The organism is Campylobacter sp. CFSAN093246 (genome assembly GCF_012889415.1).
Classification (GTDB): Bacteria; Campylobacterota; Campylobacteria; order Campylobacterales; family Campylobacteraceae; genus Campylobacter_D; species Campylobacter_D jejuni.
In genome coordinates this window covers 782,298-793,440 of sequence record NZ_CP040613.1, presented here as the reverse complement: position 1 = coordinate 793,440, position 11,143 = coordinate 782,298, and the positions used below count along the sequence as shown (strand labels likewise).

11 protein-coding genes are annotated in these 11,143 nt (G+C 31.0%); 9 read left to right on the top strand and 2 right to left on the bottom strand.

The window, feature by feature from the left end; genetic code table 11:
* The first annotated feature begins 25 nt into the window (after positions 1-25).
* The 3 genes from gltX to FBE87_RS04125 are packed head-to-tail and all read left to right on the top strand — an operon-like array spanning position 26 to position 3,227.
* A complete protein-coding gene (gltX, locus tag FBE87_RS04135; protein ID WP_100626335.1) occupies positions 26-1,321 on the top strand; it encodes a glutamate--tRNA ligase in 1,296 nt (431 codons plus the stop codon).
* A gap of 2 nt (positions 1,322-1,323) precedes the next feature.
* Positions 1,324-1,605, top strand: a complete 282-nt coding sequence (locus FBE87_RS04130; protein ID WP_002852501.1) for a YggT family protein — start codon at positions 1,324-1,326, stop codon at positions 1,603-1,605.
* Positions 1,602-3,227, top strand: coding sequence for a lytic transglycosylase domain-containing protein (locus FBE87_RS04125; protein WP_002899557.1), 1,626 nt, complete (start codon positions 1,602-1,604; stop codon positions 3,225-3,227). Before FBE87_RS04130 ends, FBE87_RS04125 begins: the two co-directional genes overlap by 4 nt.
* Here FBE87_RS04125 and FBE87_RS04120 read toward each other — a convergent pair.
* Positions 3,124-3,609 (bottom strand): hypothetical protein, encoded by a 486-nt coding sequence (locus FBE87_RS04120; protein ID WP_002873511.1) that lies wholly within the window; start codon positions 3,607-3,609, stop codon positions 3,124-3,126. The genes FBE87_RS04125 and FBE87_RS04120 overlap by 104 nt on opposite strands.
* Positions 3,610-3,704: 95 nt before the next feature.
* Between FBE87_RS04120 and mobB the strand changes: the two genes are divergently transcribed.
* The 5 genes from mobB to FBE87_RS04095 are packed head-to-tail and all read left to right on the top strand — an operon-like array spanning position 3,705 to position 8,071.
* Positions 3,705-4,196 carry a molybdopterin-guanine dinucleotide biosynthesis protein B gene (mobB, locus tag FBE87_RS04115; protein WP_002927032.1) on the top strand — a complete coding sequence of 164 codons (492 nt, stop codon included), beginning with the start codon at positions 3,705-3,707 and terminating at the stop codon, positions 4,194-4,196.
* A 1-nt stretch (position 4,197) separates the two neighbouring features.
* Positions 4,198-5,040: a class 1 fructose-bisphosphatase gene (locus tag FBE87_RS04110; RefSeq protein ID WP_002919659.1), complete on the top strand. Its 843-nt coding sequence runs from the start codon at positions 4,198-4,200 to the stop codon at positions 5,038-5,040.
* Positions 5,033-5,230, top strand: a complete 198-nt coding sequence (locus FBE87_RS04105; RefSeq protein ID WP_002797008.1) for a hypothetical protein — start codon at positions 5,033-5,035, stop codon at positions 5,228-5,230. Before FBE87_RS04110 ends, FBE87_RS04105 begins: the two co-directional genes overlap by 8 nt.
* A gap of 9 nt (positions 5,231-5,239) precedes the next feature.
* A complete protein-coding gene (metG, locus tag FBE87_RS04100) occupies positions 5,240-7,126 on the top strand; it encodes a methionine--tRNA ligase (protein WP_100621704.1) in 1,887 nt (628 codons plus the stop codon).
* Between the two features lie 3 nt (positions 7,127-7,129).
* Complete coding sequence (locus FBE87_RS04095) at positions 7,130-8,071, top strand: hypothetical protein (protein WP_002852449.1); 942 nt, start codon at positions 7,130-7,132, stop codon at positions 8,069-8,071.
* Here FBE87_RS04095 and FBE87_RS04090 read toward each other — a convergent pair.
* A complete protein-coding gene (locus FBE87_RS04090) occupies positions 8,063-8,515 on the bottom strand; it encodes a methylated-DNA--[protein]-cysteine S-methyltransferase (protein ID WP_100621702.1) in 453 nt (150 codons plus the stop codon). The genes FBE87_RS04095 and FBE87_RS04090 overlap by 9 nt on opposite strands.
* Positions 8,516-8,569: 54 nt before the next feature.
* On the opposite strand from FBE87_RS04090, the gene FBE87_RS04085 reads away from it, so the two are divergent.
* Positions 8,570-11,116, top strand: coding sequence for a bifunctional aconitate hydratase 2/2-methylisocitrate dehydratase (locus FBE87_RS04085; protein WP_002870019.1), 2,547 nt, complete (start codon positions 8,570-8,572; stop codon positions 11,114-11,116).
* The last annotated feature ends 27 nt before the right edge of the window (positions 11,117-11,143 follow it).

Genomic DNA, 11,143 nt, shown 5'->3' with positions numbered 1-11,143 from the left:
TTTAAATAATTTTAAAGGCTATAAGATGTACCGTTTTGCACCTTCTCCCACAGGTGATATGCACATAGGAAATTTACGCGCAGCAATTTTTAATTATATCTGTGCAAGACAAAAAAATATGGATTTTATCTTACGTATTGAAGATACTGATAAGGCTAGAAATATAGCAGGAAAAGAAGAAGAAATCAAAGAAATTTTAAATCTTTTTAGTATTTCATGGCAGCATTACTATATACAAAGTGAAAATTTAAAATTCCATCGCCAAATGGCTTTAAAACTTGTAAGCGAAAAAAAAGCTTTTGCTTGTTTTTGCACCGAAGAAGAACTTGAAGCAAAAAAAGAGCTGGCTAAAAAACAAGGTAAAGCTTATCGCTACGATGGCACTTGTGAAAAACTAGCCGATATTGATGTTTTAGAATGTGAAAAACCCTTTGTTATCCGTCTTAAAAAACCTACTCATACTATGAAATTTACTGATTTTATCAAAGGCGAGCTTAGTTTTGAGCCTGAAAACATAGACTCTTTTGTGATTATGAGAACGGATAAAACTCCAACTTATAATTTTGCTTGTGCGGTTGATGATATGCTTGAAAATGTCACTTGTATTATACGCGGAGAAGATCATGTTTCAAACACTCCAAAACAAGAACATATCCGCGCAAGCTTAGGTTATAATAAAGCCATGACTTATGCACACTTGCCTATCATTTTAAACAAAGAAGGTGTTAAAATGAGTAAAAGAGAAGCACATTCTTCTGTAAAATGGCTACTTGAAAGTGGAATTTTACCTAGCGCAATCGCAAATTATCTGATCATGCTAGGCAATAAAACTCCTTGTGAAATTTTTACCTTAGAAGAGGCTATAAAATGGTTTGATATTTCTAAAGTTTCAAAAGCTCCCGCAAGATTTGATCTTAAAAAACTCTTACAAATCAATCGTGAACATATCAAAATGATCAAAGATGATGAGCTTAATAAAATTTTAGATTTAAACAAAGATCTTGCACAACTTGCTAAATTTTACACTCAAGAAACAAGTACTATAAAAGAACTTAAAGAAAAAATGCAAGCTATTTTTAACGCAAAAGATTTTGGCGAGTTTGAAACAGAATGTAAAATTTTAAAAGAACTCTTAAAAGATATTGAACTTTTTGAAAATTATGAAGATTTTAAAAATGAACTTTTAAACAAAAGCAACTTAAAAGGTAAAAAATTTTTCATGCCTTTAAGGATAATTTTAACAGGAAATATCCACGGACCTGAGCTTAGCGATCTTTATCCTTATATTAAAAATTTTATTCACGAATTAGCAAGGATTTAACTATGGTTATAGACTCTTTTATTATTTCTATTTTTCAAGTACTACAAATTGTCATTAACATTTATACTTGGATTATTATCATCACAGCACTTCTAAGCTGGGTAAACCCTGATCCTTATAATCCTATAGTGCAAATTTTATATAAACTAAGCTACCCTGCTTACGCCTTAGTTAGAAAAATTCCAACACGCATTGGTAATATTGATCTTGCGCCTTTGATTATAGTCTTAGCATTGCAGTTTCTTGGCATTTTTCTTGGGAATATCTTAAGGAGTATATTGTGATAAAAAAAATACTCGTTTTTTTATTTATTTTTTCAAGTTTAAATGCTACACAATATAGTATAGAAAAACTCAAAAAGGAAGAAAATTCACTTGCTAAGGATTATTATATTTATAGGCTTTTAGAAAAAAATAAAATCAGTAAAAAAGATGCACAGGATTTAAATTCTCATATTTTTCGCTATATAGGAAAAATTAAATCTGAACTTGAAAAAATCATCCCTTTAAAGCCTTATATCAACCCAAAATATGCTAAATGCTATACCTATACAGCAAATACTATCTTAGATGCAAATTTAACTTGTCAAAGTGTGCGCTTAAATTCATTAGTTTTTATAGCGAGTCTAAATTCCAAAGACCGAACTACTTTAGCTCAAACCTTTAAAAATCAAAGACCTGATTTGACAAATTTATTGCTAGCTTTTAATACTTCTGATCCTATGAGCTATATAGTACAAAAAGAAGATATTAATGGTTTTTTTAAACTTTATAATTATTCTAAAAAATACGACTTAGATTTAAATACAAGTTTAGTCAATAAACTACCAAACCACATTGGTTTTAAAGATTTTGCACAAAATATTATTATTAAAAAAGAAAATCCAAAATTTAGATATTCTATGCTAGAAATAAATCCTGAAAATGTAAGTGAAGATTCTGCTTTCTATTTAGGAGTCAATGCCTTAACTTATGATAAAACAGAGCTTGCTTATGACTTTTTTAAAAAGGCGGCACAAAGTTTTAAATCGCAAAGTAATAAAGACAATGCTATATTTTGGATGTGGTTGATTAAAAACAATGAAGAAGATTTAAAAACTTTATCGCAAAGTTCTTCTTTAAATATTTATAGTCTTTACGCAAAAGAACTTACCAACACACCTTTTCCAAAGATAGAAAGCCTTAATCCAAGCAAGAAAAAAAATAATTTTAATATGCAAGATCCTTTTGCTTGGCAAAAAATAAACAAACAAATTCGCGATGCTAACGCAAGTCAACTAGATGTCTTGGCAAAAGAATTTGACACACAAGAAACCTTGCCTATTTATGCTTACATATTAGAACGCAAAAATAATTTTAAAAAACATTATTTTATAATGCCTTATTATGACAATATAAAAGACTATAACAAAACAAGACAAGCTTTAATTTTGGCTATTGCCAGACAAGAAAGTCGTTTTATTCCAACTGCTATTTCAGTTTCTTATGCTTTAGGCATGATGCAATTTATGCCATTTTTGGCCAATCACATAGGGGAAAAAGAATTAAAAATTCCAAATTTTGATCAAGATTTTATGTTTAAACCTGAAATAGCATATTACTTTGGAAACTATCATCTAAATTACCTTGAATCACGTTTAAAATCTCCACTTTTTGTCGCTTATGCTTATAATGGCGGTATAGGATTTACTAACCGTATGCTTGCAAGAAATGATATGTTTAAAACAGGCAAATTTGAACCTTTCTTGTCTATGGAGCTAGTTCCTTATCAAGAAAGCCGAATTTACGGAAAAAAAGTTCTAGCTAATTATATTGTGTATCGACATCTTCTGAGCGATAGTATAAAGATTTCGGATATTTTTGAAAATTTAATTCAAAACAAGGCAAATGATCTAAACAAATCTTAGCTACAAGCCTAGTCTCTTCCTTGACACTAGGAAGAGATACTTTAAAATAATCAGTATAGTTGTTTTGTATTATATATTTTAAATACTCATCATCCAATTTTTCAATATTGGCTTTTTTATTATTGATAAAAACTTCTAAATTTTGAATTTTTAATGTATTTGGAGTAAAAGACAAGGCCAATACATCATCTTTACTTGTCTTGTCTAGAATTGGGTTTAAATAAGACATAGTTATAATGGCATTAATCTTATCTTGTGTGATTTTGTATTTTTGAGTAAACATTAAAGTTTGAGATTTTAAATTTGTATCCACAATCGCCTGATCTTTTAAAGAACAAGCTCCAAGCAAAAAAGCACCTAAAATTACACTATAAATTTTCATTCTTTTTCCATATTTTTTAGTATTATTGTAGCCTTTTAACCCTATTTTTTGGTTTAAAAAGATATAATTTTGCAAAAAAATTAAGAGTATATTTTATGAAACAACTTATTATAGCTTTTAGCGGGCCTTCAAATTCAGGAAAAACTACACTCATAACCAAAATAGCTGATAATTTTTTGCAACAAAATTTAAAAGTTTTAATCATTAAACATGACCCTGCCGATAAAGCTCAATTTGATTTTAACAGTAAAGATAGTTTTAAATTTTTTCAAAGTGGAGCTGAAGTCATGGTTTTAAGCCCTACAAGAACAACTTTTTTTTCTCATGAAAATAGAGATATTTTAAAAGCTTTAAAATTAAGCCCTGATTTTGACATTTGTTTGGTTGAAGGATTAAAAACTCTTGATTTACCACGCATTAGCGTATTTTGCAAAGAAATTGATGAAAGTTATTTTATTTTTTCAAACGCCATTGCAAGCTATGAAAAAATTTCTCACCCTTATCTTACTTGGCTTGATTTAAACGATATACAAGCTATTTGCCAATACATACTTAAAAATGCTAAAAATTTACAAGGAGAATTATAAAATGCAAGAAGTGATTTCTTATATACAAAAAGCGGTTTTAGAAATTTCTAACGCTTTAAAATTTCCCGATACAAGCTACAGTCAAAATCAAAATTTTACAGGCGATACCCAACTCAAATTTGATATTTTAAGTGATGAAATCATCACAAAAACCCTAAGTCAATGTTCAAGTATTAAAGCCATCATCAGTGAAGAAAAAGATGAAATTTTAACGCTTAACGAGAGGGCAAATTTTATCGTAGCTTATGATCCTTTAGACGGTTCTAGCTTAATGGATGTTAATTTTGCCATAGGTTCTATTTTTGCTATCTATGAAGAAAAAGCAAGTGCTAAAAATTTAAGAGCTGCGCTTTATAGTATGTATGGAGCGCGATTAGAACTTGTGATTTGCAAAGATCAACCAAAACTTTATCGCTTAAATGCAAATAATGAATTTATTTTTATAAAAGATCTTAAAATGAATGAAAAAGGCAAGATTAATGCTACAGGCGGAACGCAAAAATTTTGGGAAGAAAAACACGCTAAATTTATCAAAAGTCTTTTTGATGAAGGCTATCGCTTAAGATATTCTGGAGCCATGGTAAGCGATATCAATCAAATTTTATTAAAAGGGGGTGGCATTTTTAGCTATCCTGCAACACAAGATGCGCCTAATGGCAAACTTCGTGCCTTTTTTGAAGTCTTTCCTCTAGCCTTTATCATAGAAAAAGCAGGCGGAAAAACTACAAATGGAAAAAACCGCTCTTTACTTGAACTTGAATTTGATAAAATCCATGCGACAACTCCTTGTTTTTTTGGCTCAGAATATGAAATTTCAAAACTTTTAAAGGCTTACAATGAATGAAGTTAGAGATGAATTTGAGCAAGATATGGATAAAAAAAAAGAAATTTTACTTTCATGTCAAAACTCAAAAAACCTAAACTCTTGTTATAATTGCGATGAAATTTTTAACTGCCAAACTAGAAAAAATTATGTTGATGCAGTCTATAACAGTATGTCTAAGGGTAAAACCGAAGGCGGATTTGACTTTTAAAGGAAAAAAATGCGTTATATTACAACACCAATTTATTATGTAAATGATGTACCTCATTTAGGTCATGCTTATACTACCATCATAGCCGATACTTTAGCAAGATTTTATCGTTTGCAAGGACATGAAACAAGATTTCTAACAGGAACAGATGAGCATGGACAAAAAATCGAAGAAGCTGCCAAACTAAGAAATTCCACTCCTCAAGAATACGCTGATAAAATCAGTTTTGAATTTAAAAAATTATGGGATGAATTTGAAATCACCTATGATATTTACGCAAGAACAACTGATACAAGGCATATTGAATTTGTTAAAGCTATGTTTTTAAAAATGTGGCAAAAAGGTGATATTTATAAAGATGAATACGAAGGACACTATTGTATTTCTTGTGAAAGCTTTTTTACTCAAAGTCAGCTTATTAACGATTGTTCTTGCCCAGATTGTGGCAAACAAACTAGAATTTTAAAAGAAGAAAGCTATTTTTTCAAACTTTCAAAATATCAAGATAAAATTTTACAATGGTATGAAGAAAAAGATCCCATCTTGCCAAAAAACAAAAAAAACGAACTTATAAATTTTGTCCAAAACGGCCTTAAAGATCTTTCCATTACAAGAACAAGTTTTGATTGGGGGATTAAACTGCCTCAAGAAATTAATGATGATAAACATATTATTTATGTATGGCTTGATGCACTTTTTATCTATGTAAGCTCACTTGACTTTCAAAACAAGGGAGAAAATGCTAAATTTTGGCCTGCGCATGTGCATTTAGTAGGAAAAGATATCTTGCGTTTTCATGCCATTTATTGGCCAGCTTTTTTAATGAGCGTGGATTTGCCTTTGCCAAAATTTATAGGTGCACATGGCTGGTGGACTAAAGAAGGTGAAAAAATGAGCAAATCTAAAGGCAATGTTGTAAAACCTAAAGAAGTAGTTGATGCCTATGGAAGCGAAGCTTTTAGATATTTCTTGCTTAGAGAAGTGCCTTTTGGTAACGATGGGGATTTTAGCGAAAATATGCTGATAAATCGTATCAATGCAGAGCTTAGCAATGAATTTGGAAATTTACTTAATCGCATTATAGGTATGAGTACAAAATATTCTCAAGGAAATATTTCAAAAGAAGGTGTTTTAAAATTTTACAATGCCGAACTAAATCAAGCAAAAGAACACTTAAATTTAGCGGTAGAATTTTTAGAAAACTTACAGTGTAATCGTTATTTAGAAGAACTTTTTAAAGCCTTAAGTGTGGCAAATTTAGCCATTAGTAAATACGAACCTTGGAATTTAATCAAAGAAAACAAACACGAACAAGCTAATGCTTTAGTAGCACTTTGTGCAAATATTTTAGCCAAAACAAGCCTTTTATTAAGCCCTACTCTACCAAAGTCCTCTCAAAAGGTGGCCTTAGCTTTAAATTTTGAAATTTCGTCTGCAAATTACACAAAAATGATACTTGATAATGAACTTTTAGATTTTAAAGCAAATCCTTGCGAAGCTTTATTTCCAAAAGTAGAAAAAGCTCTTTTAAAACAAGAAATTAAAGAAGAACCTAAAAAAGAAGAAAGTCCTAAAATAAAAATCGATGATTTTGCAAAAATTGAAATCAAAGTTGCTAAGGTGCTTGATTGTCAAAATATAGAAGGGAGTGAAAAACTTTTAAAATTTCAACTCGAACTTGACGATAAAGAAATCCGTCAAGTACTCTCAGGCATAGCAAAATACTATAAGGCCAGTGATTTAATCGGTAAACAAGTTTGCGTTATAAGCAATCTTAAAAAAGCTAAAATTTTTGGACATGAAAGCGATGGTATGATACTTTCTGCAAAAAGCGGAGATAAACTTGTTTTAATCGCCCCTGAACAACTTGTGCAAAACGGCTCTTTAGTGGGTTAAAATATGCAAATTAGCAATTTAGGCGAACTGTTAAACGCAACACTAATTCATGAAGGTAGTGTTTTAAGCGTGGAAGGTTTTGCCATAAATTTAAACGAACTTAAAACAGGCTTTGCCTTCTTTAATAACGATAAAAAAGAAATTGCCCAAGCTGTAAAAAAAGGCGCTTATGCTATAATTACAGAAAATGACATTACTATTGAAGATAAAGAAATTTTTTACTTTAGAGTAGAAAATCTAGAACGAGCTCTTGTAAGATTTTTACGCTTTTTTTGCGAAGATAAAGAATGTGAATTTTTACTTTTTAAATCTTACGAACTAAGTCTTTGCAAGGCTTTTTATTTTAACATTTTAAAAGGAAATATTTTTGCTGATTTTGAAAAACTAATCAAAGCAAAAAAGGGTGAAATTTTTTGCTACTGTGAAGAAAATTACTTAAATAAACTTTGCACCTATTCTCATAGTCTAAAAGATGCTAATTTTACCTTATTATCGCGATCTAGCTTCTTTTTTACAACTTTGATTTGTGAAAATTTATATTTTAAAAATCTTAATTTGCCTTTTTTTTACGCAAATAGTTTTGCAAAAATTATTTCTTTTTTAAAAGAAAAAAGTCAAAAAATAATATTTGACTTTAATAAGATTGATGATTTTAAAATTTATTTTATTGATGATAAATTTGAAATCACTCCTTTTGGTTCAAGCTCTCAAGCGTTTATTGTAAGCAACAACCAAAATACCTTTGAATTCTGGAAAGAAAAATTTAAAAACATAAAAGACTTTAAAATTGCTTCTAAAAATTCTTTATTTTGCGATTTTTCCTATAATCAGCTTTCAGATTTAAGAAAATTAAAAAATTTTAAATATTGTTTAATTCTTGAAAATTATGATATTTTTGAACAAGAATTTGAAAACAAAGAAAATCAAACCCCAAGCTTATTTTAAATTCACTCCTTCATTTTCAAGCAAAAATCTTTTTATTTCAAGCCCTCCATTATATCCTCCTATGCCATTGCTTGCAATAACTCTATGACAAGGTATAAAAATAGGAATTCGATTTTTAGAATTTGCATTTCCAACAGCTCTAAAAGCTTTTGGATGATTAATTTTTTCTGCTATATCTTTATAAGTAGCTATTTTGCCATAAGGAATTTCCATTAAAGCCTTATAAACCTTTGATTCAAAATCCGTACCTTGTATCAAAACAGGAATGCTAAATTTTCTAAGCTTATAAGTAAAATATAAATCAAGTTCATATTTTGCTAAGTCAAGCAAACTACAATTTTTTTCTGATCTTTTATTATCACAAAAATCGACTCTAGTTAAAAATTTTCCATCACTATGTAAAGATAGGTAACATAAAGGCATTTTATAATAAACTTTAAACATTTTTTATCCTTCAAAGAGCTACAATTATAATAAAAAATATTTAAGGAGTAGAAAATGTCTTTTATGCAAGAATACAATAAACTTGTTGAAGAAAGAGCCGCTTTGGGTATACCACCCCTTCCTTTAAATGCAAATCAAACTAGAGAACTTTGTAAATTACTTGAAAATGAAAATAATGAAGAGCTTGCAAATCTTTTAGAAAATAGAGTAAATCCTGGTGTTGATGATGCAGCTTTAGTAAAATGTGAATTTTTAGATTCCATACTTAAAGGCAAAATCAGTGCTCCAAATATAGACAAAAAAAGAGCCTTAAGAATGCTTGGAACTATGCTAGGCGGATATAATGTTAAAGTTTTAATCGATGCCTTAAAAGATGAAAACATAGCCAAAGATGCTGCAGAAGTGTTGAAAAATATTATTTTTGTACATGATAATTTCCATACCATAGCTGAACTTAGCAAAAACAATCCACACGCTAAGGAAGTTTTACAAAGCTGGGCAAATGCGGACTGGTTTAATAAAAAAGAAAAACTACCACAAGTGATTAAATGTATAGTTTTTAAAGTAGCAGGGGAAACAAATACCGATGATCTAAGCCCTGCAGGAGATGCTTTTACAAGAAGCGATATTCCTTTACATGCAAATGCCATGCTAAAGGTAAGACAAACAGGATCCTTAGAAAAAATCAAAGAGCTTAAAAAAAGCGGTCGCGAAGTGGTTTATGTAGGTGATGTTGTAGGAACAGGTTCAAGTAGAAAATCGGCAATAAATTCCATACAATGGCACTTAGGAAAAGAAATAGAAGGTGTGCCAAACAAGCACAGCGGTGGTATAGTAATGGGTTCAACCATAGCACCGATTTTCTTTAACACTGCTCAAGATAGCGGGGCTTTACCTATCATCTGTGATGTAACAAACTTAGAAATGGGCGATGAGTTTGAAATTCATCCTTATGATGGAAAAATCATAAAAAATGGCTCTGCAATCGCAGAATTTACACTCAGTCCAAACACTCTCTTAGATGAAGTTAGAGCAGGAGGAAGAATCCCACTTATCATAGGTCGTGGGCTTTGTACTAAGGCTAGAGAATTTTTAGGAATGGAAAGCGAAAATATCTTTACCAAACCTGAACAACCTAAATCTTCAAGCGGTGGTTATACCTTGGCTCAAAAAATGCTAGGTCGTGCCTGTGGAGTTGAAGGTGTGCGTCCAGGTATGTATATAGAACCTATAACTTTAACCGTAGGCTCTCAAGATACCACAGGTCCTATGACTAGAGATGAAATTAAAGAACTTGCAAGCCTAGGTTTTAATGCAGACTTTGTTATGCAAAGCTTTTGCCATACAGCTGCGTATCCAAAAGTAAGCGATTCAAATTTACATAAAACCTTGCCCAATTTCATGACAAGTCGTGGTGGGGTAAGTTTAAAACCAGGTGATGGAGTTATCCACTCTTGGCTTAATCGTTTTGTATTGCCAGATACCGTAGGAACGGGTGGGGATTCTCACACACGCTTTCCTATAGGAATTTCTTTCCCTGCAGGAAGCGGACTTGTAGCTTTTGCTGCAGTTACTGGTTCTATGCCTTTAAATGTCCCTGAAAGTGTTTTAGTACGTTTTAGTGGAGAATTGCAAGCCGGAGTTACCTTAAGAGATTTGGTTAATGCTATACCTTATTATGCAATCAAACAAGGACAACTTACCGTTGAAAAGAAAAATAAAAAGAACATTTTTGCAGGAAAAATTTTAGAAATAGAAGGCTTGCCAAACTTAAAAGTAGAACAAGCTTTTGAACTCAGTGATGCAAGTGCTGAAAGATCTGCAGCTGCTTGTAGTGTAGATTTAAGCATAGAAAGTGTAAGCGAATATATCAAATCAAATATTTCACTTATAGAAGCAATGATAGAAGCAGGATATGAAGATAAAGCCACTCTTGCTAGAAGAGCGGATAAAATGAGAGAATGGCTTAAAAACCCTACTCTTTTAAGAGCAGACAAAGATGCAAAATATGCGTACATTATCGATATTAATCTTAACAATATCAAGGAGCCAATTCTAGCTTGTCCAAATGACCCTGATGATGTGGCAACCTTAAGCGAAATTTTAGCCGATGACAAGCGTCCAAAAAATATAGATGAAGTTTTTGTAGGTTCTTGTATGACAAACATAGGACATTATAGAGCTTTGGGAGAAATTTTAAAAGATAAAGGCATACTTAAAACCAGACTTTGGGTAGTGCCTCCAACAAAAATGGATAAAGCACAACTCACCAAAGAAGGGTATTATAGTATCTTTGGCTCTGCTGGCGCAAGGATAGAAGTTCCAGGTTGTTCGCTATGTATGGGAAATCAAGCAAGAGTAAATGATGGTGCTGTTGTCTTCTCAACCTCTACAAGAAACTTTGACAATCGTATGGGTATGGGTGCTAAAGTATATTTAGGCAGTGCAGAACTTGCGGCAGTTTGTGCGATTTTGGGTAAAATTCCAAGCAAGGAAGAATACTTACAAATTGTCAGCGAAAAACTAAGTAATGAGCATAAGGCAAATATCTATAGATATTTAAATTTTAATGAGATTGAAAATTTCAAACTTGAAAATTAATTCAAATTTAATACTAAATAACAAAAT

Excerpts from the sequence above, each read along its gene's own strand:
- FBE87_RS04090 (WP_100621702.1), bottom strand. The coding sequence starts at position 8,515 with ATGTTTAAAGTTTATTATAAAATGCCTTTATGTTACCTATCTTTACAT.
- FBE87_RS04085 (WP_002870019.1), top strand. The coding sequence starts at position 8,570 with ATGTCTTTTATGCAAGAATACAATAAACTTGTTGAAGAAAGAGCCGCT.
- gltX (WP_100626335.1), top strand. The coding sequence starts at position 26 with ATGTACCGTTTTGCACCTTCTCCCACAGGTGATATGCACATAGGAAAT.
- metG (WP_100621704.1), top strand. The coding sequence starts at position 5,240 with ATGCGTTATATTACAACACCAATTTATTATGTAAATGATGTACCTCAT.
- FBE87_RS04095 (WP_002852449.1), top strand. The coding sequence starts at position 7,130 with ATGCAAATTAGCAATTTAGGCGAACTGTTAAACGCAACACTAATTCAT.
- mobB (WP_002927032.1), top strand. The coding sequence starts at position 3,705 with ATGAAACAACTTATTATAGCTTTTAGCGGGCCTTCAAATTCAGGAAAA.
- FBE87_RS04105 (WP_002797008.1), top strand. The coding sequence starts at position 5,033 with ATGAATGAAGTTAGAGATGAATTTGAGCAAGATATGGATAAAAAAAAA.
- FBE87_RS04130 (WP_002852501.1), top strand. The coding sequence starts at position 1,324 with ATGGTTATAGACTCTTTTATTATTTCTATTTTTCAAGTACTACAAATT.
- FBE87_RS04110 (WP_002919659.1), top strand. The coding sequence starts at position 4,198 with ATGCAAGAAGTGATTTCTTATATACAAAAAGCGGTTTTAGAAATTTCT.
- FBE87_RS04120 (WP_002873511.1), bottom strand. The coding sequence starts at position 3,609 with ATGAAAATTTATAGTGTAATTTTAGGTGCTTTTTTGCTTGGAGCTTGT.